This is a genomic window from Pseudomonas sp. B21-047 (genome assembly GCF_024748775.1).
GTDB classification, from domain to species: Bacteria; Pseudomonadota; Gammaproteobacteria; order Pseudomonadales; family Pseudomonadaceae; genus Aquipseudomonas; species Aquipseudomonas capeferrum.
This window is the reverse complement of the sequence record NZ_CP087169.1, coordinates 4,518,276-4,543,597: the sequence shown is the minus strand read 5'-3', so window position 1 is coordinate 4,543,597 and position 25,322 is coordinate 4,518,276. Positions and strand designations below refer to the sequence as shown.

General features: G+C 61.8%; 23 protein-coding genes and 3 tRNA genes. 17 read left to right on the top strand and 9 right to left on the bottom strand.

Features of this window, described 5'->3' with window-relative positions:
* The first annotated feature begins 227 nt into the window (after nt 1-227).
* Nucleotides 228-2,138: a potassium transporter Kup gene (locus LOY26_RS20540; protein ID WP_186665705.1), complete on the top strand. Its 1,911-nt coding sequence runs from the start codon at nt 228-230 to the stop codon at nt 2,136-2,138.
* Nucleotides 2,139-2,174: 36 nt separating this feature from the next.
* Here the strand turns inward: LOY26_RS20540 and LOY26_RS20535 are convergent, their stop codons facing one another.
* The 5 genes from LOY26_RS20535 to LOY26_RS20515 form a co-directional block, all read right to left on the bottom strand.
* Complete coding sequence (locus LOY26_RS20535) at nt 2,175-3,467, bottom strand: virulence factor family protein (RefSeq protein WP_033699864.1); 1,293 nt, start codon at nt 3,465-3,467, stop codon at nt 2,175-2,177.
* Complete coding sequence (mprF, locus tag LOY26_RS20530; protein WP_186658297.1) at nt 3,467-6,109, bottom strand: bifunctional lysylphosphatidylglycerol flippase/synthetase MprF; 2,643 nt, start codon at nt 6,107-6,109, stop codon at nt 3,467-3,469. Before mprF ends, LOY26_RS20535 begins: the two co-directional genes overlap by 1 nt.
* Nucleotides 6,110-6,371: 262 nt before the next feature.
* Nucleotides 6,372-6,448, bottom strand: a tRNA-Met gene (locus LOY26_RS20525).
* 134 nt (nt 6,449-6,582) lie between these two features.
* Nucleotides 6,583-6,659: transfer RNA gene (locus tag LOY26_RS20520), tRNA-Met, on the bottom strand.
* A gap of 134 nt (nt 6,660-6,793) precedes the next feature.
* Nucleotides 6,794-6,870 (bottom strand) — tRNA-Met (locus LOY26_RS20515).
* 220 nt (nt 6,871-7,090) lie between these two features.
* Here LOY26_RS20515 and dinB point away from each other — a divergent pair.
* Nucleotides 7,091-8,149 (top strand): DNA polymerase IV, encoded by a 1,059-nt coding sequence (gene dinB / locus LOY26_RS20510; protein ID WP_186658513.1) that lies wholly within the window; start codon nt 7,091-7,093, stop codon nt 8,147-8,149.
* Between the two features lie 30 nt (nt 8,150-8,179).
* Here the strand turns inward: dinB and LOY26_RS20505 are convergent, their stop codons facing one another.
* From LOY26_RS20505 to LOY26_RS20495, 3 genes are all read right to left on the bottom strand, one after another.
* Nucleotides 8,180-9,133, bottom strand: coding sequence for a hypothetical protein (locus LOY26_RS20505; RefSeq protein WP_186658299.1), 954 nt, complete (start codon nt 9,131-9,133; stop codon nt 8,180-8,182).
* Nucleotides 9,134-9,153: 20 nt separating this feature from the next.
* On the bottom strand, nt 9,154-10,869 hold the full coding sequence (locus LOY26_RS20500; protein WP_033699858.1) for a proline--tRNA ligase: 1,716 nt from the start codon (nt 10,867-10,869) through the stop codon (nt 9,154-9,156).
* A gap of 160 nt (nt 10,870-11,029) precedes the next feature.
* Nucleotides 11,030-12,313: an OprD family porin gene (locus LOY26_RS20495; protein ID WP_033699857.1), complete on the bottom strand. Its 1,284-nt coding sequence runs from the start codon at nt 12,311-12,313 to the stop codon at nt 11,030-11,032.
* 765 nt (nt 12,314-13,078) lie between these two features.
* On the opposite strand from LOY26_RS20495, the gene LOY26_RS20490 reads away from it, so the two are divergent.
* Both LOY26_RS20490 and LOY26_RS20485 read left to right on the top strand, forming a co-directional pair.
* Entirely contained in the window at nt 13,079-13,498 is a 420-nt protein-coding gene (locus tag LOY26_RS20490) for an HIT domain-containing protein (protein WP_186665711.1), read from the top strand.
* A 1-nt stretch (nt 13,499) separates the two neighbouring features.
* Nucleotides 13,500-13,706 (top strand): SlyX family protein, encoded by a 207-nt coding sequence (locus tag LOY26_RS20485; RefSeq protein ID WP_186658305.1) that lies wholly within the window; start codon nt 13,500-13,502, stop codon nt 13,704-13,706.
* A gap of 38 nt (nt 13,707-13,744) precedes the next feature.
* Here the strand turns inward: LOY26_RS20485 and LOY26_RS26920 are convergent, their stop codons facing one another.
* Nucleotides 13,745-14,338, bottom strand: coding sequence for a cold-shock protein (locus LOY26_RS26920; RefSeq protein WP_186658308.1), 594 nt, complete (start codon nt 14,336-14,338; stop codon nt 13,745-13,747).
* Nucleotides 14,339-14,616: 278 nt separating this feature from the next.
* Here LOY26_RS26920 and LOY26_RS20475 point away from each other — a divergent pair, with 278 nt between their 5' ends.
* The 13 genes from LOY26_RS20475 (at nt 14,617) to tolB (ending at nt 25,283) form a co-directional block, all read left to right on the top strand.
* The gene (locus LOY26_RS20475; RefSeq protein ID WP_033699851.1) at nt 14,617-15,090 is read left to right on the top strand and encodes a Dps family protein; all 474 of its coding nucleotides are present in this window, start codon (nt 14,617-14,619) and stop codon (nt 15,088-15,090) included.
* A 178-nt stretch (nt 15,091-15,268) separates the two neighbouring features.
* The gene (locus tag LOY26_RS20470) at nt 15,269-15,598 is read left to right on the top strand and encodes a ribbon-helix-helix domain-containing protein (RefSeq protein ID WP_033700215.1); all 330 of its coding nucleotides are present in this window, start codon (nt 15,269-15,271) and stop codon (nt 15,596-15,598) included.
* Nucleotides 15,599-15,690: 92 nt separating this feature from the next.
* The gene (locus LOY26_RS20465; protein WP_033699849.1) at nt 15,691-15,912 is read left to right on the top strand and encodes an FmdB family zinc ribbon protein; all 222 of its coding nucleotides are present in this window, start codon (nt 15,691-15,693) and stop codon (nt 15,910-15,912) included.
* Between the two features lie 93 nt (nt 15,913-16,005).
* Nucleotides 16,006-17,781 (top strand): aspartate--tRNA ligase, encoded by a 1,776-nt coding sequence (gene aspS / locus LOY26_RS20460; protein WP_033699848.1) that lies wholly within the window; start codon nt 16,006-16,008, stop codon nt 17,779-17,781.
* 114 nt (nt 17,782-17,895) lie between these two features.
* Nucleotides 17,896-18,642, top strand: coding sequence for a YebC/PmpR family DNA-binding transcriptional regulator (locus LOY26_RS20455; protein ID WP_186658314.1), 747 nt, complete (start codon nt 17,896-17,898; stop codon nt 18,640-18,642).
* A gap of 187 nt (nt 18,643-18,829) precedes the next feature.
* The gene (gene ruvC / locus LOY26_RS20450; protein WP_033699846.1) at nt 18,830-19,354 is read left to right on the top strand and encodes a crossover junction endodeoxyribonuclease RuvC; all 525 of its coding nucleotides are present in this window, start codon (nt 18,830-18,832) and stop codon (nt 19,352-19,354) included.
* Nucleotides 19,355-19,463: 109 nt separating this feature from the next.
* Complete coding sequence (gene ruvA, locus LOY26_RS20445) at nt 19,464-20,081, top strand: Holliday junction branch migration protein RuvA (RefSeq protein ID WP_186658316.1); 618 nt, start codon at nt 19,464-19,466, stop codon at nt 20,079-20,081.
* Nucleotides 20,078-21,124, top strand: coding sequence for a Holliday junction branch migration DNA helicase RuvB (gene ruvB, locus LOY26_RS20440; RefSeq protein WP_033699844.1), 1,047 nt, complete (start codon nt 20,078-20,080; stop codon nt 21,122-21,124). The genes ruvA and ruvB overlap by 4 nt, the downstream gene beginning before the upstream one ends.
* Nucleotides 21,125-21,249: 125 nt before the next feature.
* The gene (gene ybgC, locus LOY26_RS20435) at nt 21,250-21,702 is read left to right on the top strand and encodes a tol-pal system-associated acyl-CoA thioesterase (RefSeq protein ID WP_186658330.1); all 453 of its coding nucleotides are present in this window, start codon (nt 21,250-21,252) and stop codon (nt 21,700-21,702) included.
* Nucleotides 21,703-21,704: 2 nt separating this feature from the next.
* Complete coding sequence (gene tolQ, locus LOY26_RS20430) at nt 21,705-22,400, top strand: protein TolQ (RefSeq protein ID WP_008090219.1); 696 nt, start codon at nt 21,705-21,707, stop codon at nt 22,398-22,400.
* Between the two features lie 14 nt (nt 22,401-22,414).
* Nucleotides 22,415-22,867: a protein TolR gene (gene tolR, locus LOY26_RS20425; RefSeq protein WP_012273765.1), complete on the top strand. Its 453-nt coding sequence runs from the start codon at nt 22,415-22,417 to the stop codon at nt 22,865-22,867.
* A complete protein-coding gene (gene tolA, locus LOY26_RS20420; protein WP_033699841.1) occupies nt 22,867-23,985 on the top strand; it encodes a cell envelope integrity protein TolA in 1,119 nt (372 codons plus the stop codon). The genes tolR and tolA overlap by 1 nt, the downstream gene beginning before the upstream one ends.
* A 26-nt stretch (nt 23,986-24,011) precedes the next feature.
* Complete coding sequence (gene tolB / locus LOY26_RS20415) at nt 24,012-25,283, top strand: Tol-Pal system beta propeller repeat protein TolB (RefSeq protein ID WP_033699839.1); 1,272 nt, start codon at nt 24,012-24,014, stop codon at nt 25,281-25,283.
* The last annotated feature ends 39 nt before the right edge of the window (nt 25,284-25,322 follow it).

Genomic DNA, 25,322 nt, shown 5'->3' with positions numbered 1-25,322 from the left:
CGGTATTGAATGCAGGTCGCCCGGCCGGAAACGGGGGCGATCTTGACGGGCGCTTATTGGCGCCTCTGATCAAAAAGTGCGCAATTCTAGCGAGCGCAAGGTCACTTGACTAGCAGAAATGCGACGAACGCTGCGCTATGCTTCGCGCCGTTGCGTCCGGGCATCTGCCATGCCCTGGCGTGGGGGTGAATTCTATCGGCCGAGAGGGCCGTCTGCGGGAGTGGTCGATGGTTCAGGCAAGCAGTCATGCCGAAGGCGGGCACGCGGGGAAGCAGGGCGCGACACGGTCGCTGGGCCTGCTCGTGGCGGCAGTCGGGGTGGTCTATGGCGATATCGGCACCAGCCCGTTGTATACGCTCAAAGAAGTCTTTACCGGTGGCTATGGCGTGCCGGTCAACCATGATGGCGTGCTGGGGATCCTGTCGCTGATCCTCTGGTCGCTGCTGTGGGTGGTCTCGTTCAAATACGTGATGTTCATCCTGCGCGCCGACAACCAGGGCGAGGGCGGCACCATGGCGCTAACCGCGCTGGCGCGGCGGGCCACTGCGGCCCACCCGCGGCTGCGTAGCGTGATAGTCATCTGCGGGTTGATCGGCGCTTCGCTGTTCTATGGCGACAGCATGATCACCCCGGCCGTGTCGGTGCTGTCGGCTGTCGAGGGCATGGGCCTGGCCTTCGACGGCATCGATCACTGGGTGGTACCTATTTCGCTGGTGGTGCTGGTGGCGCTGTTTCTGGTGCAGAAGCATGGCACCGAGAAGATCGGCAAGCTGTTCGGCCCGATCATGGTGGCCTGGTTCGTGGTGCTCGGGGCATTGGGGGTGCACGGCATCTCGCAGAGCCCCGAAGTGCTCAGGGCGTTCAACCCAGGCTGGGCGGTGAACTTCTTCATCGTCCACCCCGGCATGGGCGTGGCCATTCTCGGCGCCGTGGTGCTGGCGCTGACCGGTGCCGAGGCGCTGTACGCCGACATGGGCCACTTCGGCCGTAAACCCATCGCTCGCGCGTGGTTTGCCTTGGTGTTGCCGGCGCTGGTGCTCAACTATTTCGGCCAGGGCGCAATACTGCTGCAGAACCCGGAGGCGGCGCGCAACCCCTTCTACCTGCTGGCACCTTCCTGGGCGCTGTTGCCGCTGGTGGGGCTGGCGACCATGGCCACGGTGATCGCTTCGCAAGCCGTGATTTCCGGGGCGTTCTCCCTGACCCGCCAGGCCATCCAGCTGGGCTACATTCCGCGCATGCACATCCAGCATACGTCCAGCGATGAGCAGGGGCAGATCTACATCGGTGCGGTGAACTGGACGCTGATGGTTGGTGTGGTGTTGCTGGTCATCGGTTTCGAATCTTCCGGTGCCCTGGCGGCGGCCTACGGTGTGGCGGTCACCGGCACCATGTTGATGACCACGATTCTGGTGTCGGTGGTGATGTTGCTGCTATGGAAGTGGCCGCCGGTGCTGGCGGTGCCGATTCTGCTGGGCTTTCTCTTCGTCGACGGGCTGTTCTTCGCCGCCAACGTGCCCAAGATCGTGCAGGGCGGGGCGTTCCCGGTACTGGCAGGTGGTGTGCTGTATCTGCTGATGAGTACCTGGAAGCGCGGCAAGCAGATCCTCGTCGAGCGCATCGATGAAGGGGCGCTGCCGCTGCCGGTGTTCATCAGCAGCATCCGCATACAGCCGCCGCACCGGGTTGAAGGTACTGCTGTGTTCCTGACTGCACGGCCGGACGCCGTGCCCCATGCGCTGCTGCACAACATGTTGCACAACCAGGTGCTGCACAGCCAGGTGGTGCTGTTGACGGTGGTCAGCGAAGACCGGCCACGGGTGCCGGAGCAGGAGCGTTTCGAGGTGGAAGCCTATGGCGACGGGTTCTTCCGTGTGCTGTTGCATTTTGGCTTCATGGACGAGCCGGACGTGCCGGCGGCCCTGAAGTTGTGCCATCTGGATGACCTGGATTTCAGCCCGATGCGCACCACCTACTTCCTCAGCCGCGAAACGGTGATTGCTTCGCGGCTGGAGGGTATGTCGCGCTGGCGTGGCAACCTGTTTGCGTTCTTGCTCAAGAATGCCAACGGTAACCTGCGGTTCTTCAATCTGCCGTTGAACCGGGTGATCGAGTTGGGCACCCAGGTCGAGATCTGAATGGGTGCCTGATCTGCGTAGTGGGTTAGGCGTGGCTCAATTCTGCTCGGCCACGCTCGACTTGCCCTGGCGCGTCTCGATCTCACCGATCAGGCGCTTGGCCAGGGCCGGGTAGTTCTCGTCGAAGTGGTGCCCACCCGGCAGCTTCAGGCGCTCGCCCACCGCCGTCTTCTCGGTGCAACCGCTCTCGTCGGTCTCTTCCACGCCATACACACACACCACTTTGGACGCCGGCAGCCGGGCCATTTCCGGCCCGGTTGGCGCCTCCTGGCCTTCCTTGCCCAGCCAGCCTTCCACCTCGATCTCGAAGCTGCCGCTACGGGCGAAGGCCAGTAGCATCACTGCATCGATACGCTGCTGGTCCTCGGCCGGCAAGCGGTTGTAGATCGCTGGCAGCACGTCGGCGCCAAACGAGTAGCCGGTCAATACAAAGCGCTTGGTGCCCCATTTCTGGCGATAGTGCTGCATCAGTTCCGACAGGTCTGCGGCGCTCTGCTCGGGGGTCTTGTGTTGCCAGTAATAACGCAGCGTGTCGATGCCGACCACCGGGTAGCCCAGCTTGGCCATTTCTCCGGCCACGTCGCGGTCCAGGTCGCGCCAGCCGCCATCCCCGGAGAGGAACAGGGTGACGGTATCGGTGGTTTGCCCTGCCGGCACCTCGACTACTGGAATGGCCAGGGCGTTGCCGTCGTGGCCGACCAGGGCTTGGGTCAGCTGTGACTTGAGCACCTGCGGCAAATGGATGTCGTAATCGCTGATGCTGGTTTCGGCGTTGGCCTGGTCGCGTACGAAGGCTGCGCTGGCGTCATCCGGGTTGTCGTTCCAGGCGACGTTCCAGTGGCCATGGGCCGCCGCTTTGGGTAGCGCGGCCTGGCAGCCGGGTTGCTCCAGGCTGAAGTCCACGGAAATGGCCCGCGCCTTGTCGTCGGTCTGTGCCGCCAGCCAGCGCCAGGCCTGCGCCGCGCCTGGGCCGATACCGGCTACCAGGGTCGGTTTTTCGGACAGCTGGGTCGCTGCCAGGTCCAGCGCTTGTTGCTGCTGGGTGCAGTCGTTGGGTGGCAGGATAACCTGCACCAGTTGCGCTTCCCCAGCCTGGCTCAGGTCCAGCAACTGCTTGTCGGTCAGAGCCTGGTCCTGAGGGACGCCGATGGCGACCCGGGCCTTGGCGTGCACGCCCGGGGTCACGCGGGTGATGCTGAGGTTGTTGAGGGACAGCTGTTCGAGGTGCGCCTCAGGCGCAGGGCGCGTCCATAGCCAGAAGGCCACGGCACCGCCCAGGGCGGCCAGCAGCAGGGGAATCGCCAGGTACAGCCAATAGCGTCGGATCATCAGCGTTTCACCAATCCAGTCAGGCCGCCAGCGATGAGGGCGGCAGTGTCGGCCAGTGCCACCAGCGGGTCGAGCCCCGCAGGCACGGCCATGTAACGGGGTTCCCAGTCCGGTTGGAATTTGTCCTTGAAGCGTCGAAGCCCCTGGAAGTTGTAGAGCTGTTCGCCACGGCGGAACACCATTGAACCCAGGCGCTGGGTCAAGGGCGCGCCGCGCCGTGGCTGCAGCCCGGACAGCGGGACCATGCCCAGGCTGAAGCGGGCATAGTCGTGGCTTTTGTAGTGCAGGATGAGCCCTATCATCATGAACTCCATGGTCAGCTTCGGAGCTTCAGGGTGGGCCCGCATCAGGTCGAGGCTGGCCAGCTCGCGACCGTGGGTTTCCAACAGGTTGGCAAAGGCCACCGGCCGGCCCTGGAAGCGAATCAGGGCGATGCGAAAGTGCTGCAGGTACTCGGGGCTGAAGCGCCCGAGCGAGAAGCCTTTCTCGCGCACGTTCTTGCCACCCAGCCAGGCATCGGAGATTTCCTTGAGCGCTATCAGTGGCGCGTGACCGGGTTCGTGGATTTCCAGGCTGAGGCCGTCACGGCCACCGCGGTTCCAGGTGTAGCGCAGGTCTTTCATCTCCTTGCCCTTGGCTTCGAGGTCGAAGCGGCGCAGGTCGACCCGGGCCTCCTCGCCAAGTTTGAGCGCGGTCAGGCCAATGTCCATGTAGAACGGCAGGTTCTCCGCGCGGACCTGATAAAACACCGGCCTGGCGTGGTGCAGGTCGCACAGGTCGCGGAATTGCCAGATCATCTCAGCGCGCTCCTGGGCCGGGCCGATCGGGTCATACAAGGCCACCAGGCTGCGACCGCGACGGGCGTACATAAGGAAGGCGTTGTCGCGCGGGTGGAACAGCAAAGCCTTGTCGCCGGTCAGGGCCAGGCCGCCATCGGGCTGGTCGGATGCCAGCAGGATGCGGTTGGCGCGTTGCAGTTCTGCGTCGTCAGGCAGGTGGATGACCGGCGGTGCGGTGCGCAGCAGCCAGGTCAGGGCGACAGCCACCAGCAGCACGGCGCTGCCCATGGCGGCGCGCAGGCCCCGCGGTGCATCGGCGTCCAGGGTGAACTGCCACCACAGTTGGTGGCTGTAGGGCACATCCTGGTAGGCGAACAGCAGCAGCCATACCGAGGCCCCGACCACGCAGGCGCTGGCCACCAGAAACACCGGAGAGAAGGGCAGTTCCAGCAGGCGGCTGGGGCGGTAGAACGAACGGCGGAACAGGGCCAGCAGCGCGGCGGTGAACGTCAACAGGCAGGCTTCTTCCCAGTCGAAGCCCTTGAGCAATGACAACAATGCGCCGACCAGCAGCAAGGTGGTGGTCAGCAGCCAGGCTGCGGACAGGCGCCGGCGCAAGCCTTGGGCCAGCAGCAGGCACAGCACGCCGATCAGGCTGGCGCCGAAGTGCGAAGCATCGATCAGGCGGTGGGGTACCAGAAAGCCCATGTGTTCCAGGCGCGTGTCGATCTCGGGCGTGGCCCCCGAGAACAGCAGCACCACCCCGGACAGAAACACCAGAATTGACAGCACCGGCGCCGCCAGGCCGGAGGCCACCTTGATGGCCTGTTGCGCGAACAGCAGACGCCGGGCTTCGTTGGCCAGCAGCAGTACACACGCCAGCAGCAGCGGCAACACCACATAGATCAGGCGATAGAGCAGCAGGGCCGCAGCCAGTGGCGCGGCGCCCAACTGGTCGGCAAAGGCTGCCAGCAAGATCGCCTCGAACACCCCGATGCCCCCTGGCACATGGCTGAGCACGCCTGCGGCCAGGGCCAGCAGGTACACCAGGATGAAAGCGCCAAATGGCGGGGCTTCTGGCAGCAGGAGATACAGTACGGTGGCGGCGGCGGCCACATCCAGGGCGGTGATCAGCAATTGCAGCGAGGCGAGGCGACCGTTTGGCAGGCGCAGGGTACGCCGGCCCAGCTGAACCAGCAGGTTGTCGGCCAAGGGCTGTTCGGCCAGGCGCTTGCGGTAAAGCCCGAGCACCAGCACGGCAGCCAGCACCAGCACGGCTGCGGCGATGCCGGCCAGCAGCCCCGGCGAAAGGCCCAGTGCGGTCGAGGCTGCTGGCAGGTCGCTCAAAGTAGCCAGAGCAGCCAGGGGGGGCAGCGCACACCCTAGGGACAGGCTGGCAAACACGGTCATCCGCGCGACTTCGCCAGCCCCCAGGCCTTGGCGGGCATACAGGCGGTAACGCACCGAACCACCAGACAGCATCGACAGGCCGATGGCGTTACCAATGGCGAAGGCGCTGAAGCCGCCCAGTATCAAACTGCCTGCTGGCAGTTTTACCCCGGCATAGCGGCTGGCCGACCACTCGTACCCCAGCAGAATCACGAACCCGACAGCCGTGGCCAGCAAGGCCCCCAGCAGCGACTGCGTCGGCACGCTGAGCATGGCATCGTGCAAGGCGTAGATGTCCAGCTCGCTGAGCAGGTGGCGGCAGGCAACCAGGGCCATGGCGAACAGTATCAGCGTCACCGCCAGGCTGATGGGTTGACGATAGCGGCTCAATCGCTCGATCAGGGGCAGGCGCTGCGCGGCCGTGGGTAGCACCGAAGCAAGGGGCTCCGGAGGTTCGGGGTTATGGGAGGTCATGAATCAATACCCCGAGCAGGCAGCGCGAGGTGAGGGCGAGGTGCGGCCAAGTGAAAGTCCCTTAGGAAAACGTATCCAATGTTACTCCGGGCACAGACGCTTTCAGCTGCCTGGCAGGGTTAAAGATAGTTCATCCAAAGGGCGACATCTCAAGCCTGGGGGTAGGCTGATGGCAAGGCATTTCCAGGCGACGAAATGCAGAGGGCGTAAAGCAACAAACCCCGCGCTGCTGTTACACAGGCGGGGTTTGTTCTGACGAATATGGTTGCGGGAGCCGGATTTGAACCGACGACCTTCGGGTTATGAGCCCGACGAGCTACCAGACTGCTCCATCCCGCGTCAGAGGCGCGCATTCTACAGCTTGTTGAAACTGTGTAAAGCGTTAATTGTTGATTTATCGATCTTTTTTCTTCGGCATCATTTTCGATGCAAAGAAAAAGGCCACTGCGTTAACAGTGGCCTTTTCTTAAAGCTGGTTGCGGGAGCCGGATTTGAACCGACGACCTTCGGGTTATGAGCCCGACGAGCTACCAGACTGCTCCATCCCGCGTCTGTGGGGCGCATTCTACAGTTTATCGAATCAGTGTCAAGCGCTACTAATTGATTTCTCGCCAGTTTTTGCCAATGGCTTTTCTACGGGCAAAGAAAAAGGCCACTGCGTTAACAGTGGCCTTTTCTCGAATCTGGTTGCGGGAGCCGGATTTGAACCGACGACCTTCGGGTTATGAGCCCGACGAGCTACCAGGCTGCTCCATCCCGCGCCTGTGAGATCGAATTCTACGGATTTACGCAACTATGTCAAGCGTTTTTCCTAAAAAACCTTTTTCGTTCAAACCCTTAGCACTCGCTCAAAGCACGCGGCTCAGGCGCGGCGGGGGTTTCAGGCCGATTGTCGAGGCAAGCGGCGTGCAATCTGTTGCAGCGTAGGAGGCATGCGATATTATCTGTATGAATCTACAGTACTGACGGTCATCCATGTCCTTGCGCAAGATCATCCATGTCGACTGCGATTGTTTCTATGCCGCAATCGAAATGCGTGATGACCCGCGCCTGGCCGGTCGGCCCATGGCCGTAGGCGGGTCGGCCGACCACCGCGGGGTGATCGCCACCTGTAATTATGAAGCGCGGGCCTATGGTGTGCGCTCGGCCATGTCATCGCGCCATGCGCTCAAGCTTTGCCCTGACTTGTTGATCGTCAAGCCACGCTTTGAAGCCTATCGCGAGGCATCCCGTGAGATTCACGCCATTTTCCGTGACTACACCGAGCTGATCGAGCCGTTGTCGCTGGATGAAGCCTACCTGGATGTGAGCGATAGCCAGTGGTATGCCGGCAGCGCCACGCGTATCGCCGAAGATATCCGCCGGCGCGTTGCCCGTACCTTGCATATCACCGTGTCGGCGGGTGTTGCACCCAACAAGTTCTTGGCCAAGATCGCCAGTGACTGGCGCAAGCCCAACGGGCTGTTCGTCATAACCCCGGGTGAAGTCGAAGCCTTTGTCGCGGCTTTGCCGGTGGCCAGGTTGCACGGCGTTGGCAAGGTCACGGCGGACAAACTGGCGCGGCTGGGTATCGATACCTGCCTGGACCTGCGTGACTGGTCGCGCTTGGGGCTGGTGCGCGAGTTCGGCAGCTTTGGTGAGCGGTTGTGGGGGTTGGCGCGGGGTATTGATGACCGCGCCGTGCACAACGACAGCCGCAGGCAGTCGGTCAGCGTGGAAAACACCTACGACACTGACCTGCCAGACCTGGCCAGTTGCCTGGAGCGTCTTCCAGCCTTGCTCGACAGCCTTAATGAACGCATTGCCCGCATGGACAGCAGTTACCGGCCAGACAAGCCTTTCGTCAAGGTCAAGTTCCATGACTTCAGCCAGACAACGATGGAACAGGCAGGGGCTGGCAGAGACCTGGAAAGTTATCGGCAGTTACTGCGGCAGGCGTTTGCCCGGGGTGGCAAGCCGGTGCGCTTGCTGGGGGTAGGGGTGAGGTTGAAGGACTTGCGCGGGGCGCATGAACAGTTGGAATTGTTCCCGCCTAAATGAAAGGGGCCGCAAAGCGGCCCCTGAATCAGTTCACTGCACGCCAGGGTCGGCGACCAATCGCCCGGTTGCCTTGGTCAGCGACTGTAGAAATTCCTGCTGCAGTTCCGGATCGTTGCGCGTCAGCTCGATCAGGCTCTGCTCCATTTCGCTGGCTTCCTCTTCCAGGCCCAGTTCGGACAGGCGTTTGACCCGGTGTACCCACTGGCCGACATCATCGTCTTCCAGGTCGTCGAAGATCAGTTCGTGGGCTTCGAGCAGCTTGTTGCGCAGGGTGGCGCTGACCAGCAGGCTGGCGTCACCGCGCACCGCGTTGTCCTCATCGACCACCTGCAAGTGCAGGGTACCAATGTGGTTGAGGTTCTGCTCGGAGAACGGGCTGTCGAGCAGGTTTAGGCGCAGTACGCCGTTTCTGTCGGTGGTCAGCTCGTGGGTCATCTTGCCGGCCTTGACCTCGACCAGGCGCTCGCTCCAGGGCAGGCTGGTGGATTCTTCGCGCTGGTCCTTCTGCACTTCGCTGATCCCGGCAAGGTTCTGCTGGGCGCGACCGTTGGACTGCACGTTCATGAACGGGTTGAGCCCCGCCGCGCCATAGCTGAGCCAGTCGTGGGTCACGCTTTTGGGCAGGTTGCCCAAGGCGAACACATTGACCACGTTGGCGCCCACGCCGGCCACCACAGCCACCGCGCCCAGCGGGATCTCGTAGACCTCCCGCCAGGGCTGGTAGGGCGTGTAGCGGTCGTAGCGACGGGTGACTTCGAATTCGGTGACTTCGAAGCGCTTCTGCTCATGCACGCGCACACGTCGTTGCGGCAGCTCCATCACCTTCGGCTCGCCGACATCGATCTGCAGACTGTGTTCGAGCAACTTGCGCTCGACGCGCTCCTCATGCTCGCTGCGCTGGGACATCTGGTTGGCGCAGCCGCTGATGAGCAGGGCGCCGCTAAGTGCGGCGCCCCCCAGGGTAAAGGTACTTCGCTTGGACATGATCACTCGTGCATTGATTATCAGCGGCGAACGCGGGCCTGCAGGAACGACAGCACTTCATTGAGTGGCAGCGCTTGAGCATCCTGTTCGGTGCGGTGCTTGTATTCCAGGTTACCTTCGGCCAGCCCGCGGTCGCTGACGACGATGCGGTGCGGGATGCCGATCAGCTCCATGTCGGCAAACTTGATGCCTGGGCTGGTCTTCTTGTCGCGGTCGTCCAGCAACACTTCAAAACCGGCGGCGGTCAGCTCGGCATACAGCTTGTCGGTAGCCTCGCGAACCACGTCGGTTTCGTAGCGCAGCGGCACCAGGGCGATCTGGAATGGCGCCAGGGCATCGTTCCAGATGATGCCTTTGTCGTCGTAGCTCTGCTCGATCGCGGCGGCGACCACGCGGGAAACGCCGATGCCGTAGCAACCCATCGACAGCACCACCGGCTTGCCGTTCTCGCCCAGTACCTGGCACTTGAGCGCCTCGCTGTACTTGGTGCCGAGCTGGAAGATGTGCCCGACTTCGATGCCGCGCTTGATCACCAGGGTGCCCTGGCCGTCCGGGCTCGGGTCGCCTTCGACGACATTGCGCAGGTCGGCGACTTGCGGTACCGGCAGGTCGCGTTCCCAGTTGACGCCGAAGTAGTGCTTGTCGTCGATGTTGGCGCCAATGCCGAAGTCGCTCATCAGGGCAACCGAACGGTCGATGATGCATTCCAGCGGCAGGTTCAGCGGGCCGAGCGAACCTGCGCCGGCGCCAATGGCGTCGTGCAGTTCGGCTTCGGTGGCCATGACCAGCGGGTCGGCAACCTGTTCGAGTTTGGTGGCCTTGATTTCGTTGAGCTCGTGGTCACCACGGACGATCAGGGCGATCAGCTTGCCTTCTTCGGCGCCGCGCACGATCAAGGTCTTGACGGTTTTCTCGATCGGCAGGCCGAACTGCTCGACCAGTTGCGCGATGGTCTTGGCGTCCGGGGTGTCGACCAGGCGCAGCTCCTCGGCAGGGGCAGGGCGCACGGTTTCACGCGGGATGGCCTCGGCCTTCTCGATGTTGGCGGCGTAGTCGGAGCTGTCGCTGAAGATCACATCGTCTTCGCCGGACTCGGCCAACACGTGGAATTCGTGCGAATAACTGCCACCGATGGAGCCGGTATCGGCCTGCACCGGGCGGAAGTCCAGGCCCAGGCGGGTAAAGATGTTGGTGTACGCCTGGTGCATGCGGTCGTAGGTTTCCTGCAGGGAAGCCTGGTCGGCATGGAAGGAGTAGGCGTCCTTCATGATGAACTCGCGGCCGCGCATCAGGCCGAAGCGCGGGCGGATCTCGTCACGGAATTTGGTCTGGATCTGGTACATGTTGAGCGGCAGCTGTTTATAGCTGGACAGCTCGTTACGGGCCAGGTCGGTGATGACTTCTTCGTGGGTCGGGCCAACGCAGAAATCACGGTTGTGGCGGTCTTTGAGGCGCAGCAGCTCGGGGCCATACTGCTCCCAGCGGCCGGATTCCTGCCACAGTTCGGCGGGCTGGATGCTTGGCATCAGCACTTCCAGGGCGCCGGCGGCGTTCATTTCTTCGCGGACCACGGCTTCGACCTTGCGCATTACTCGCAAGCCCATCGGCAGCCAGGTGTACAGGCCCGAGGCCAGTTTGCGGATCATGCCGGCGCGCAGCATGAGCTGGTGGCTGATGACCACTGCGTCGGCAGGGGTTTCTTTCTGGGTGGCGAGCAAATATTGACTGGTGCGCATGGTGGGCCGTGTCGATTGCCTAAGACGTTGAAATGACCCCGCATTGTACGGGGGTGAAACGAAGGCGTACAGGATGCCCCAGGGCGTGGCAATTGTCAGCCAAGAAAAAGCCCGGCAATCGTGCCGGGCTTTTTCAGGTGCGGGGCACTATAAGCGAGGCTTACAGGATGCTCAGCGGGTACTCGACGATCAGACGCAGTTCGTCGATCGAGCTCGAACCGTAGTACACACCGTCGCTGGAACGGTAAGTGGCCTGACGGACACGGAAGCTCAGGTCCTTCGCTGGGCCGCTCTGCATGACGTACTTGACGTCGATGTCGCGTTCCCATTCCTTGCCGTTGTCGGTGGTGCGGGTGGTTGCACCGCTACCGCGAGCATAACGGGTCATGAAGGTCAGGCCTGGTACGCCGAACTCGGCGAAGTTCAGGTCGTAGCGCGCCTGCCAGGACTTCTCGTCTTCGGCGTTGAAGTCGGAACGGGCGATGGAGTTGGCCAGGAACACGGTACCGCCGCCGTCTACGCCGTAGGCGTAGTCGCCGTCACCGCTGACCTTCTGGTAGGCCAGGGTAAAGGTGTGGGCGCCGATGTTGTAGGCGCCGGACAGGCTGGCTGCGATGTTGTCGAGTTCGTTGCTGCCGTCGGACTTGGTGACGAACGCGCCAGTGCGGTTGTCGCCGATGGACTTGGTGTCATAGATGTTGAAGTCGAACACCAGGCCTTGCTTGTCGCTGATCGGCAGCGCCCAGTTCACGTTGCCGTACCACTTGCGGAAGTGATCTTCGACGCGCGAGTAGTAGATGCTGGTGCTGAGGCTGTCGGTAAAGGCGTAGGTGCCACCGAAGATGTTGGCTTCGCTCAGGTTCAGGCTGTCGTGGTAGGTCTGAGCCTGGGCATTCATCGCGGTGAAGTGACCGGCGTTCAAGGTCAGGCCGCTGATCTCGTTGCTGGTGATCAGGCCGCCTTCGGCAACTTCCGGCAGCAGTCGGCTGTCGTCGGTGGCGAATACTGGCATGGCGGTGAACTGGTCGCCGAACTTCAGCACGGTATTGGAGATGCGCATTTTTACAGCGCCACCGCCTTCGGAGTAATCATCTTGCGAGCGACCGTCGGAGCCTTGTGGGAACAGGCCGGTGCCGGCACGGCCACGGCCGCTGTCCAGCTTCAGACCAAGCATGCCGATGGCGTCGACGCCGAAGCCTACGGTGCCCTGGGTGAAGCCCGATTCGTAAGTGCCGAGGAAGCCAAGGCCGGTTTCTTCCACGCGGCTCTGGGTGCCGGCTGGGTTGTTGCGGAAGTCACGGCTGAAGTACAGCATGCGAGTTTTGACGTTCAGCTGGCTGTCTTCGATGAAACCCTTGGACTCGTCTTGTGCAGAGGCGAAGGCCAATTGCGAGGTCCCTGCCGAAACGGCCAGGGCGATCATGCTCCACTTCATCACGCGCATCGTGATTTGCTCCTTTGGTTTTTAGGAAGAGTACCGCTGCGCCCAAGTCTTTTAGTTATATGGGGCAGCTCTTTCTTGTTATGTCGGCGGAAATGTATAGCACGCTGACTGTTGTTGGCGATATGGGCATATAGAACCTTTCGGGATCTTTATGGTCATGTCGCTTGTAGGTAATTCCATGTCGCAAATCACGTCCCGGATTCCCGGGCCGTACAACGCCAGCGCCGTTCCTGTCACCGTAACGAATCTGTAACTACAGATTCCGGCTAGGGAAACTCCCTGGTGTATCCAAAGCGGCTGTTGTTATTTGTCGCGTACATCCCTTGATGCAGATGTCGTGCCGACTTGGTGTGGAGGGAATGCAACAAGCGTGCACAAAATTAACCCCGGTTCATGAAATTTTCACAAATCGGGGTGCCGAAGGTCGGAAAGTACCGAAAACACGGGCTGAAGCTTGTCTGATGGTGTGCCAGATAAGTTAGGCGTTTGAAACCCAAAAGCTGTCATAAAAGTCAATGTGTTACCGGCCACTGTTAATGCAGTGTCATTCGAGTGGGTAAAAGCGTAGTGGTGTGCTCGTTTGCGGCCTCATTTTGGTGCGAAAAGTAGCGCTGTGTTACCGCCGTTGTGCAGGCGGGGGGGCATAGATGAACTTAAAGTGTGCAGCGCAGGGCAGCGCTTGCATGCCGGCGCCTGCGAAGCAAGGTATCCTTGCCCGATGCCCCGTGTAGGGCGGGCCCGTTTTTGTCTGTTGGAGGTTTTGCAGTGTTTGAGATGGATACGCGTTTGCAGCAGGATTGCCTGGTGCTTGGAGACTTCCCGTTGTGCCGTCTGCTGCTCAGCAAAGATGCCAATTACCCCTGGTTCATCCTGGTGCCCAGGCGCGCCGGCGTGAGCGAAGTGTTCGACTTGAGTCAGGAAGACCAGGCCCAGCTGTTCAAGGAAACCACGGACCTGTCGCAGGCGCTCAAGGGTGAGTTCAAGGCTGACAAGATGAACGTTGCCACGCTGGGTAACGTGGTCAGCCAGTTGCACATGCATGTCATCGTTCGCCGCCATGGCGATGTGGCCTGGCCTGCGCCGGTGTGGGGCAAGGTGCCTGCGGGCGAGTATGCGCCTGGGCAGGTCGACGCCATTCGTCAACGCCTTCGCACGCTGCTCGACAACGATTACCGGGAGGCCTGATATGTCACCTGAATCGCGAATTATCGAGCTTGAAACCCGCCAGGCGTTCCAGGACGACACGCTCCAGGCGTTGAATGATGTGGTGGTCGAGCAGGGGCGTGTGATCGACCGCTTGCAACTGCAGATGGCCGAACTGCTCAAGCGTTACGAAGAAATGGTAGGGCAGTACGGCAGCGAGGGAGAAGAGGCGCCGCCCCCTCATTATTGAGTTCAGGCAGCCCTGGCATTGCACCAGGGCTGGCAAGGTCAGCGACGGGTTACTGCCACCACATCTTCGGCCTGCAGGCCTTTGTCACGGTGCATGACCGAAAACTCGACGCGCTGGCCTTCCACCAGAATACGGTGGCCTTCGCCGCGAATAGCGCGAAAGTGCACGAAGATGTCATCGCCCGAATCGCGGGAAATAAAGCCAAAGCCTTTGGAAGTATTGAACCACTTCACGGTGCCCGTATCGCGGTTGCCGGCCTCCAGTGGGGCGCTCTGGCTGCTGCGGGCCTTGCGGGGGCTGCGGGCGAAACCTGCGGCCAGGTGCAGGGCCACGGCCAGCACCGCGCACACCAGTGCAGCCAGGTTGCCCATCTCGGGGCGAGCCAGCAGGGTCAGTGTCTGCAGTACCACGGCGACCACCAGCAAGGCGCAAGCCAGGTGTTGCAGCTGTTGCCGTGCACCTCGGTAGTACAGCGGCACGACCGGGGCCAATACCAGGTTAAGCAGGCCGAGCAGTGCCAGGTAGACCGCATCGGGTTGCTGCAGGAAGGGTGTTGCATCGGTTTTCAGGCTGGGCATGAGCGATAGCAGCAAAGCCGCTACGCCCGTCACCAGATGGACGATCTTGAACATGGGGTTGGCTCACAGTTGACAAGCTGATCACAGGAAGAGCTGGCGACACGGTGCGCATGAGGTGTAAAGCGCGAACACGTGATGGGCCAGCCTATGCACCCGGCAATGACAATCCGCACGGGTGGCACCCTGCCTATTTAACAGCAAAGGCGCAGGCTACTCAAACCGCAGGTCTGCGCAGCCGATGTGTTGCGCCATGTCACAGGCGGCTTTTGCCAAGTGTTGATACAGTGTCAAGGGCCCGCTTGATCATCAAGCCTTATGGAAAGGGGAACTTCATGGCAATCGATATCGGTATCAGTGAAGAGGATCGCAAGTCCATCGTCGACGGGCTGTCGCGCCTGTTGTCGGATACCTATGTGCTGTATCTGAAAACCCATAATTTTCATTGGAACGTCACCGGCCCTTCGTTTCGCACCCTGCACCTGATGTTCGAAGAGCAATACAACGAGCTGGCCCTGGCGGTCGACTCGATCGCCGAGCGGATTCGAGCCCTGGGCTTCCCGGCACCGGGGTCCTATGCATTTTATGCGCGGCATTCTTCGATCAAGGAGGAGGAGGGCGTGCCGGTGGCGGATGAGATGATCCGTCAGTTGGTGCAAGGCCAGGAAGCGGTCGTGCGCACGGCGCGCAGCATCTTCCCGGTGGTGGATAAGGTCAGCGATGAGCCGACCGCCGACTTGCTGACCCAGCGCATGCAGGTGCACGAAAAGACTGCCTGGATGCTGCGCGTGTTGCTTGACGGTAAATAGCCGCCGTAGCGTCAGAAAAGCCTGAAAAGCCCGGTTGCCGTCACGGCAACCGGGCTTTCTGCATTTCTGCGGGAAGGTTTTGCCGCTGCTGCGGATGCGCAGGCTGGCGCTTCATGGCTGCCGTAGCCCTGGGTGCAGGGCAATGACAGTCGATGGATGGAGTGGCCCGATGGCGAGTATGTGGCAGGTGGACAAGCGGGGCGCTGGTCAGGGGGGGTGGCCAGGCAAGCAATGCGTCGACCCCTTCAAGGCCGATTTCGACATGCTGCAGATCAGGCCGGTGTCACGCTCGGTCCGGCTCAATGGGTTTTCAACCTGCCTGCGGCTGGAAGCAGTCTACTGGGGCATTCTGGAGCGTATCGCCGAGGCCAACCGCTGTTCGGTCAGTGCGGTGCTGTCGTATGTGGACCGCGAGGTACATCTGCGCCAGGGTGGGGTGCGCAACTTCAGCGGCCTGATCCGCGTGATCTGCGTCGCCTGGCTGCTCGACCCGCCGAGTGCACGCTGATCGCCAGGCGGGCTGCGCAGTGCTTGCTAACCATATATAATCCCGCTTTTTGCTGCCCCGGCAGCCAGCGTTATGGTTGACGAGAGACACCCATGCCCCTTTATGACTATCAATGTGCGTCCTGCGAGCACCGCATGGAAGCGCTGCAGAAGATCAGCGCCGCGCCGCTGACCGATTGCCCGGCCTGTCAGGCGCCGGCACTGAAGAAGCTGCTGTCTGTCCCAGGCTTTCGCCTGAGCGGCACCGGTTGGTACGAAACCGACTTCAAGACCGGGGCAAAAAAGAATCTGGCAGGCGGCGACAAGGCCGACTGAGTTGAATGCTGTGACCGGGTCTTGCAGTATTAGCCCTCTGGGCGGCCAAGGCCTCCACCGAATACACGAATCACGAGAAGCGAAACCACCATCATGATGCGCAGCCATTATTGCGGCCAACTGAACGAGAGCCTGGACGGCCAGGAAGTCACCCTTTGCGGCTGGGTCCATCGTCGCCGCGACCACGGCGGGGTGATCTTCCTCGACATCCGTGACCGCGAGGGCATGGCCCAGGTCGTATTCGACCCTGATCGCGCCGAAACCTTCGCTGCCGCCGACCGTGTGCGCAGCGAGTACGTCGTGCAGATCACCGGCAAGGTACGCCGCCGTCCGGAAGGCGCGGTCAACCCGAACATGGCCTCCGGTGGCATCGAAGTGCTGGGCTACGAGCTGCAGGTGCTCAACGAGGCCGAAACGCCGCCGTTCCCGCTCAACGAATACTCCGACGTCGGCGAGGAAACCCGCCTGCGCTACCGCTTCATCGACCTGCGTCGTCCGGAAATGGCCGACAAGCTGCGTCTGCGTTCGCGCATCACCAGCAGCATCCGTCGCTTCCTCGACGAGAACGGCTTCCTTGACGTCGAGACGCCGATCCTCACCCGCGCCACCCCAGAAGGCGCGCGTGACTACCTGGTGCCGAGCCGCACCCACGCTGGCAGCTTCTTTGCCCTGCCGCAGTCGCCCCAGCTGTTCAAGCAGTTGCTGATGGTTGCCGGTTTCGACCGTTACTACCAGATCGCCAAATGCTTCCGTGACGAAGACCTGCGTGCTGACCGCCAGCCGGAATTCACCCAGATCGACATCGAGACCAGCTTCCTCGATGAAGCCGAGATCATGGGCCTCACCGAGAGCATGATCCGCAAGCTGTTCAAGGAAGTCCTGGACCTGGAGTTCGGTGAATTCCCGCACATGACCTTCGAAGAAGCCATGCGCCGTTACGGTTCCGACAAGCCAGACCTGCGTAACCCGCTGGAACTGGTCGACGTTGCCGATCAGCTCAAGGACGTCGAGTTCAAGGTCTTCGCAGGCCCGGCCAACGATCCTAAGTGCCGCGTTACCGCCCTGCGTCTGCCAGGCGGCGCCAGCATGCCGCGCAGCAAGATCGACGAGTACACCAAGTTCGTCGGCATCTATGGTGCCAAGGGCCTGGCGTACATCAAGGTCAACGAGCGCGCCAAAGGCGTCGAAGGCCTGCAGTCGCCGATCGTCAAGAACATCCCTGAGGCCAACCTCAACGTGATCCTCGATCGCGTGGGCGCAGTCGATGGCGACATCGTGTTCTTCGGCGCCGACAAGGCCAAGATCGTCAGCGAAGCCCTGGGCGCGCTGCGGATCAAGGTGGGTAACGACTTCAACCTGCACACCTGCGAATGGGCGCCGATGTGGGTTGTCGACTTCCCGATGTTCGAAGAGAACGACGACGGCAGCTTCACTGCGCTGCACCACCCGTTCACTGCACCGAAGTGCTCCCCGCAAGAGCTGGAGGCCAACCCGGCCACCGCGCTGTCGCGTGCTTACGACATGGTGCTGAACGGCACCGAACTGGGTGGCGGCTCGATCCGTATCCACCGCAAAGAGATGCAACAGGCGGTGTTCCGTCTGCTGGGTATCGAAGCGGCAGAACAGGAAGAGAAGTTCGGCTTCCTGCTCGACGCCCTGAAGTTCGGCGCCCCGCCTCACGGTGGCCTGGCCTTCGGCCTGGATCGCCTGGTCATGCTGATGACCGGCGCCCAGTCGATCCGTGAAGTGATCGCCTTCCCGAAAACCCAGAGCGCTGCCTGCGTCATGACCCAGGCCCCAGGCATGGTCGACGCCAAGGCCTTGCGCGAGCTGCACATCCGCCTGCGCGAACAGACCAAGGTCGAGTAAGCGGGCCCCAGGCGCATCCACATGGATGCGCCTTTGCGTTACGGCGCAGGTTTTTTTGTCGTTGCGCCCCGTCAGGGGCGCAATTGTTTGTGTTTCAAAGAATTTGGAGTCGTTATGGCTGGTCATTCCAAGTGGGCGAACATCAAGCACCGCAAAGAGCGCCAGGATGCCAAGAGAGGCAAGGTTTTCACCAAGTGGATCCGCGAGCTGACCGTTGCAGCCAAGCAGGGCGGCGGTGACCCGGCGTCCAACCCGCGCCTGCGTCTGGCGCTGGACAAGGCCCTTGGCGCCAACATGAGCCGCGATATCATCGACCGCGCTGTTGCCCGTGGTGCTGGCACCAACGAAAGCGACAACGTCGAAGAGCTCAGCTACGAGGGTTACGGCCCAGGTGGCGTGGCGATCATGGTCGAGGCCATGACCGACAACCGCAACCGTACTGCCGCGGCCGTGCGTCATGCCTTCACCAAGTGTGGTGGCAACCTCGGTACCGATGGCTCGGTGGCCTACCTGTTCGAGCGCAAGGGCCAGATCAGCTTCGCGCCGGGGGTGGATGAAGACGCCTTGATGGAAGCCGCGATGGAGGCCGATGCCGACGACGTGGTGAGCAATGACGATGGCTCGTTCGACGTCTTCACTTCCTTCAACAGCTTCTACGCTGTGCGTAATGCCCTGGAAGAGGCCGGCTTCAATGCCAATGACGCCGAAATCGTCATGCAGCCGACCACCAGCGCCGAACTCGACCTGGAAGGCGCAGAAAAGGTGCTCAAGCTGATCGACATGCTCGAGGACCTGGACGACGTGCAGAACGTCTATTCCAATGCGCAGATTTCTGACGAGATCATGGAAAAACTCGGCTAAGGTGTGCTGGCGGATCAAGCCCGGCAAGTGAGTTTTTCAGCGTCTGTACCGGCCCTTTCGCGGGGCGAGCCCGCTCCCACAGGTCCCTGCCATCCTTAAGGCCAGCGGGGTACCTGTGGGGGCGGGCTCGCCCTGCGAAAGGGCCGGTGCAGTTTGCAAAAATGCATCCCTAAATACGACAGGCGTTATGACTCTGATTCTTGGTATCGACCCCGGCTCGCGGATCACCGGTTACGGCGTGGTTCGCCAAACGGCCCGTGGTTGCGAGTATGTGGCGTCGGGTTGTATCCGCACGGGCAGTGGCGAGTTGCATGAACGTCTGCAGATCGTCTTTCGCGGTGTCGGCGAGGTCATCAGGCTGCACGAACCGGTAACCATGGGCATCGAACGGGTGTTCATGGCCCGCAACCCCGACTCGGCGCTCAAGCTCGGCCAGGCCCGCGGTGCGGCGATCGTGGCGGCGGCCGAGGCGGGGCTGGAAATCGCCGAATACAGTGCCACCCAGGTCAAGCAGGCCGTCGCGGGCACGGGCGGTGCCAACAAGGAGCAAGTGATGATGATGGTCATGCACCTGCTCAAGCTGACGCAAAAGCCGCAGATCGACGCCTCCGACGCCCTCGCCATCGCCCTGTGCCATGCCCATACCCGCTCCAGCCTGGTGCCACATGGCTTGGCCACGGCACGCCGACGCGGTGGGCGCTTGCGTCTGTAAGCGCTTCATGCGCTGATACACATTTTGTTCGGGTGGCAAGCTCACCCGGCGCATTTGCTGATAGGGTTGAGCGGTCTTTGACCGGCTCCCCGAGAGGAAGGATCGGAACGTGATTGGACGTTTGCGCGGCACCCTGGCGGAAAAACAACCGCCGCACCTGATTATCGACGTCAATGGCGTGGGCTACGAGCTGGAAGTGCCCATGACCACCCTGTATCGCCTGCCCAGGGTTGGCGAAACGGTGACCGTGCACACCCACCTGGTGGTACGTGAAGACGCCCACTTGCTCTATGGCTTCCACGAAAAGCGCGAGCGCGAACTGTTCCGCGAACTCATTCGCCTCAATGGCGTCGGGCCGAAGCTGGCGCTGGCATTGATGTCGGGCCTGGAAGCCGACGAATTGGTGCGCTGCGTGCAGGCCCAGGACACCTCGGCCCTGGTGCGCGTGCCGGGTGTTGGCAAGAAGACCGCCGAACGCCTGCTGGTCGAACTCAAGGACCGCTTCAAGGCCTGGGAGACCTCGCCGGCCATGTTCACCCTGGTGTCCGACGGGCCGGTACCGGCCAGCGGCGACTCCTCGGCCGAGGCCGATGCGGTCAGTGCATTGGTTTCCCTGGGCTACAAACCCCAGGAAGCCAGCAAGGCAGTGTCCGCCATCAAGGACAAGGCCGGCCTGAGCAGTGAAGAGCTGATCCGCCGCAGCCTCAAAGGGATGATTACCAAGTGATCGAAGCCGACCGTCTGATCGCCGCCAGTGGGCGTGACCGCGAAGAGGTCCAGGACCGCGCGATCCGCCCCTTGCGCCTGGACGACTACATCGGGCAGCCCGTGGTGCGCGAGCAGATGGCGCTGTTCATCCAGGCCGCGCGTGGCCGCAGCGAGTCGCTTGACCATACCTTGATCTTCGGCCCGCCAGGGCTGGGCAAGACCACCCTGGCCAACATCATCGCCCAGGAAATGGGCGTGTCGGTCAAGAGTACCTCGGGGCCAATTCTCGAGCGCCCGGGCGACCTGGCGGCGATGCTGACCAACCTTGAGCCCCATGACGTGCTGTTCATCGACGAAATTCACCGGCTTTCGCCGGTCGTCGAAGAGGTGCTCTACCCGGCAATGGAAGACTTCCAGCTCGACATCATGATCGGCGAGGGGCCCGCCGCACGCTCGATCAAGCTCGACCTGCCGCCCTTCACCCTGGTGGGGGCCACCACCCGTGCCGGCATGCTGACCAACCCCTTGCGGGACCGTTTCGGCATTGTTCAGCGCCTGGAGTTCTACAGCGACAAGGACCTGGCGACCATTGTCAGCCGTTCCGCCGGTATCCTGGGCCTGGTCATCGAAGACCAGGGCGCCTTCGAGATCGCCCGGCGTGCCCGTGGCACGCCACGTATCGCCAACCGCTTGCTGCGCCGTGTGCGCGACTATGCCGAGGTGCGCGGCAAGGGCCAGATCACCAAGGCCGTGGCAGACCTTGCGCTGAACCTGCTTGACGTCGACGAGCGTGGTTTCGACCACTCCGACCGCCGCCTGCTGTTGACCATGATCGAGAAATTCGACGGTGGCCCGGTGGGGGTGGACAACCTTGCGGCAGCCATCAGCGAAGAGCGTCACACCATCGAGGACGTGCTCGAACCCTACCTGATCCAGCAGGGTTACATCATGCGCACGCCGCGCGGCCGTGTGGTCACCCGGCATGCCTACCTGCACTTTGGCCTGAATGTTCCCGGGCGCCTGGGGGAGGGTAGTGATTTTTCCGAGCCAGGCGATGAATGACAGATCAAAACCGGCTTTTTGTGGTCCTACCGCTGGCATGCCACAGGCGCGCTGGCAATAAGACATTAATGAAGAAAAAACAGTTGCCGCAGCGGATTGGCAAGCTGAGGAGTAAGCACTAGAGTATGCGCGCGCAAAATCAGCTCGAACCGTTCGCCCACCGTTGTCGCGTCTATTACGAAGACACCGATGCGGGCGGCGTGGTGTATTACGTCAACTACCTGAAATTCATGGAGCGCGCGCGTACCGAGCGGTTGCGGCACCTGGGCTTTTCCCAGTCGCAGCTGGCCGGTGAAAACCTGTTGTTCGTGGTCCATTCCAGCGAGGCGCGCTATCACGCGCCGGCGCGGCTGGACGATGAGCTACGGGTCACCGCGCAAGTACTTGAACTCAATCGTGCCAGCCTGCGCTTCGTGCAGCAGGTCTGGCGGGAAAAGGATGAAACGCTGCTCTGCGAGGGGCAGTTCCTGGTGGCCGCCGTGCGCGCCGACACTTTCAAACCCCGAGCCATACCCCCCAAGCTGCGCGACGCCTTTGTGGCGGACGGCTCGGGTACTCAATCGAATGCAGGAGAATAAGCGTGGAAGCTAACGTCGTCGACCATACCTCCATGTGGAGTCTGGTCAGCAATGCCAGCGTGGTGGTACAGCTGGTAATGCTGATCCTGGTGGCCGCCTCGGTCACCTCATGGATCATGATCTTTCAGCGCAGCACCATGCTGCGCGCCGGTCGTCGTGCGCTGGATGCCTTCGAGGAGCGCTTCTGGTCGGGCATCGACCTGTCCAAGCTGTACCGTCAGGCAGGCAGTAACCCGGACCCTGATTCGGGCGTGGAGCAAGTCTTCCGCGCAGGTTTCAAGGAGTTTTCGCGCCTGCGCCAGCAGCCTGGCGTAGACCCGGACGCGGTCATGGAAGGCGTTGGCCGGGCCATGCGCGTGGCCATCTCGCGTGAGGAAGAAAAGCTCGAGCAGAGCCTGCCGTTCCTCGCCACTGTCGGTTCGACCAGCCCGTACATCGGCTTGTTCGGTACCGTGTGGGGCATCATGAACTCCTTCCGCGGCCTGGCCAGCGCCCAGCAGGCCACTTTGGCCACGGTTGCCCCAGGTATCGCCGAAGCCCTGATCGCCACCGCAATCGGCCTGTTCGCGGCAATCCCTGCGGTTATCGCCTACAACCGTTTCGCCGCACGCAGCGAAGTGCTGATCGGCCGTTACTACACCTTCGCCGACGAGTTCCAGGCGATCCTGCACCGTAAAGTGCACACCAGCGAAGAGTAATCAGGTAGAAGCCCATGGCCCGAGTTCGCCACAAACGCAAGCCGGTCGCCGAGATGAACGTGGTGCCCTACATCGACGTGATGCTGGTGCTGCTGGTCATCTTCATGGTGACGGCCCCCATGCTCAACCAGGGCGTGAAGGTCGACCTGCCCAAGGTTTCCAGTGAAGCCTTGCCGCAAGACAACAACGTCCAGATCCTCACCATCTCCATCAAGGCCGACAAGACCTACTACTGGAACCTCGGCAGCGAAGTCGATACCGATAAACAGATGGACAAGGCCATGACCTTGCCCGACATGACCAACGCAGTGACCAAGATCATTGCTGCCGGTCGTGACCAGGGCAAGCAGACCCAGGTCTTCATTCGTGGCGACAAGGCTGTCGACTACGGCGCGGTCATGGGTGCCATGGGCGGGTTGCAGAAGGCCGGTGTCGGTAACGTTGGCCTGATTACCGAGGCGCCCTGATGCAACAGCGAGAGCCATCCGCCTCGGAAAGCTACTTCTGGCCCAGCGTCTGGGCCATCGGCCTGCATGTGCTGGTGTTCGCTATGCTGTTCGTCAGTTTTGCCATGACGCCTGAACTGCCGCCTTCCAAGCCGATCGTCCAGGCTACTCTGTATCAGCTCAAGTCCAAGAGCCAGGCGACTACCCAGACCAATCAGAAGATTGCCGGGGAAGCGAAGAAAACCGCCTCGCGCCAGACCGAAGTCGAGCAGCTGGAGCAGAAGAAGGTCGAGCAAGAGGCCGTGAAGGCCGCGGAACAAAAGAAAGCCGACGCCGCTCAAAAGGCCGAAGAGGCTCGCGAGGCCGCCGAAGCCAAGAAGGCCGAGGACGCCGCCAAGGCCGCCGAGGCGAAAGAGGCCACCGAGGCCAAGAAAGCCGCCGAAGCCAAGAAGGCCGATGAGGCGAAGAAAGCCGCCGAGAAACAGCAGGCCGACATCGCCAAGAAGAAGGCAGAGGAAGAGGCCAAGAAGAAAGCCGCCGAGGACGCCAAGAAAGAGGCCGCCGAGGAAGCGAAAAAACAAGCCACCGAGGATGCCAAGAAAAAGGCAGCCGAAGAGGCCAAGAAGAAAGCAGCCGAGGACGCCAAGAAGAAAGCGGCGGCAGAGGACGCGAAGAAGAAGGCAGCTGAAGAGGCCAAGAAAAAGGCCGCGGCAGACGCCCAGAAGAAAAAGGCACAGGAAGCGGCCCGCAAGTCGGCAGAAGACAAGAAAGCCCAGGCCCTGGCCGAGCTGTTGTCCGATACCACCGAGCGGCAGCAGGCGCTGGCTGACGAGCAAGGTGACCAGGTGGCCGGCGATTTCGACGACCTGATCCGCATGCGCGCAGCCGAGGGCTGGGCACGTCCGCCTTCCGCGCGCAAGGGCATGACGGTAGTCCTGCAGATCAACATGCTGCCAGATGGCACCATCACCAACGTCAGCGTGTTGCGCTCCAGTGGCGACGGCCCGTTTGACAGTTCGGCGGTGGCAGCAATGAAGAACATCGGTCGTCTGACCGAAATGCAGGGTATGAAGCCGAGCGATTTCAACAGGTATCGTTCGTTCAAGATGACATTTACTCCTGAGGATCTAGCGTTGTGATTAAACTCCTTCGAGGACTGCTGGTCATGCTGTGCTGCGTGGCAGGCATGGCCGTAGCAGAGGAAAAGAACATCCTGGTCACCAGCGGCAGCGACCGGGCCACGCCCATCGCGGTAGTGCCGTTCGGTCTGCAGGGCGGCAGCGTGCTGCCCGAAGACATGGCTGACATCATTGGCAACGACCTGCGCAACTCCGGCTACTACTCGCCGATCCCGCGGCAGAACATGATCAGCCAGCCTTCCCAGGCCAGCGAAGTCATCTTCCGCGACTGGAAGGCGTTGGGTGCGCAGTACGTGATGGTTGGCAGCATCGTGCCGTCCGGCGGCCGCCTGCAGGTGCAGTACGCCCTGTTCAACGTCGCCACCGAGCAGCAAGTGCTGACCGGCAGCGTGGCAGGCAGCGTCGACCAACTGCGCGACATGTCGCACTACATCGCCGACCAGTCGTTCGAAAAGCTCACCGGCATCAAGGGTGCGTTCTCTACCCGCATGCTGTACGTGACGGCCGAGCGTTTCTCCACCAACAACACCCGTTACACCCTGCAGCGCTCGGACTACGACGGTGCCCGGGCAGTGACCCTGCTGCAATCGCGTGAGCCGATCCTGTCGCCACGCTTTGCACCGGATGGCAAGCGTATTGCCTATGTGTCGTTCGAGCAGAAGCGCCCGCGCATCTTCGTGCAGCACATCGACACCGGCCGCCGTGAGCAGGTCACCAACTTCGAAGGCCTCAACGGTGCACCGGCCTGGTCGCCTGACGGTTCGCGCCTGGCGTTCGTGCTGTCGAAAGATGGCAACCCGGACATCTACGTGATGAACGTGGCTTCGCGTCAGATCAGCCGTGTCACTGCCGGCCCCGGTATCAATACCGAGCCGTTCTGGGGCAAGGATGGCAACACCCTGTACTTCACCTCCGACCGTGGCGGCAAGCCGCAGATCTACAAACAGTCGGTCAGTGGTGGTAGCGCCGAGCGCGTAACTTTCGTTGGTAACTACAACGCCAACCCGAAACTTTCGGCGGACGAAAAGACGCTGGTGATGATCCACCGTCAGCAGGGCTTCACCAACTTCAAAGTGGCGGCACAGGACTTGCAACGCGGAAGTGTAAAGATTCTCTCAGAAACAAGTCTTGATGAGTCTCCCACTGTTGCGCCAAACGGCACCATGCTAATCTACGCCACCCGCCAGCAGGGCCGGGGAGTCTTGATGCTCGTGTCGCTTAATGGCCGCGTGAGGCTCCCACTTCCTACCGCTCAAGGCGAAGTCAGAGAACCGTCCTGGTCCCCTTACCTGAACTGATTGCGGCGTAATACGTTTTGCTTAACACACTGGGGTTTC

Coding starts and splice junctions, on each gene's coding strand:
- LOY26_RS20540 (WP_186665705.1), top strand. CDS start 228: ATGGTTCAGGCAAGCAGTCATGCCGAAGGCGGGCACGCGGGGAAGCAG.
- LOY26_RS20535 (WP_033699864.1), bottom strand. CDS start 3,467: ATGATCCGACGCTATTGGCTGTACCTGGCGATTCCCCTGCTGCTGGCC.
- mprF (WP_186658297.1), bottom strand. CDS start 6,109: ATGACCTCCCATAACCCCGAACCTCCGGAGCCCCTTGCTTCGGTGCTA.
- LOY26_RS20505 (WP_186658299.1), bottom strand. CDS start 9,133: ATGTCCAAGCGAAGTACCTTTACCCTGGGGGGCGCCGCACTTAGCGGC.
- LOY26_RS20500 (WP_033699858.1), bottom strand. CDS start 10,869: ATGCGCACCAGTCAATATTTGCTCGCCACCCAGAAAGAAACCCCTGCC.
- LOY26_RS20495 (WP_033699857.1), bottom strand. CDS start 12,313: ATGCGCGTGATGAAGTGGAGCATGATCGCCCTGGCCGTTTCGGCAGGG.
- LOY26_RS20485 (WP_186658305.1), top strand. CDS start 13,500: ATGTCACCTGAATCGCGAATTATCGAGCTTGAAACCCGCCAGGCGTTC.
- LOY26_RS26920 (WP_186658308.1), bottom strand. CDS start 14,338: ATGTTCAAGATCGTCCATCTGGTGACGGGCGTAGCGGCTTTGCTGCTA.
- LOY26_RS20475 (WP_033699851.1), top strand. CDS start 14,617: ATGGCAATCGATATCGGTATCAGTGAAGAGGATCGCAAGTCCATCGTC.
- LOY26_RS20470 (WP_033700215.1), top strand. CDS start 15,269: ATGTGGCAGGTGGACAAGCGGGGCGCTGGTCAGGGGGGGTGGCCAGGC.
- LOY26_RS20465 (WP_033699849.1), top strand. CDS start 15,691: ATGCCCCTTTATGACTATCAATGTGCGTCCTGCGAGCACCGCATGGAA.
- aspS (WP_033699848.1), top strand. CDS start 16,006: ATGATGCGCAGCCATTATTGCGGCCAACTGAACGAGAGCCTGGACGGC.
- LOY26_RS20455 (WP_186658314.1), top strand. CDS start 17,896: ATGGCTGGTCATTCCAAGTGGGCGAACATCAAGCACCGCAAAGAGCGC.
- ruvC (WP_033699846.1), top strand. CDS start 18,830: ATGACTCTGATTCTTGGTATCGACCCCGGCTCGCGGATCACCGGTTAC.
- ybgC (WP_186658330.1), top strand. CDS start 21,250: ATGCGCGCGCAAAATCAGCTCGAACCGTTCGCCCACCGTTGTCGCGTC.
- tolR (WP_012273765.1), top strand. CDS start 22,415: ATGGCCCGAGTTCGCCACAAACGCAAGCCGGTCGCCGAGATGAACGTG.
- tolA (WP_033699841.1), top strand. CDS start 22,867: ATGCAACAGCGAGAGCCATCCGCCTCGGAAAGCTACTTCTGGCCCAGC.
- tolB (WP_033699839.1), top strand. CDS start 24,012: ATGCTGTGCTGCGTGGCAGGCATGGCCGTAGCAGAGGAAAAGAACATC.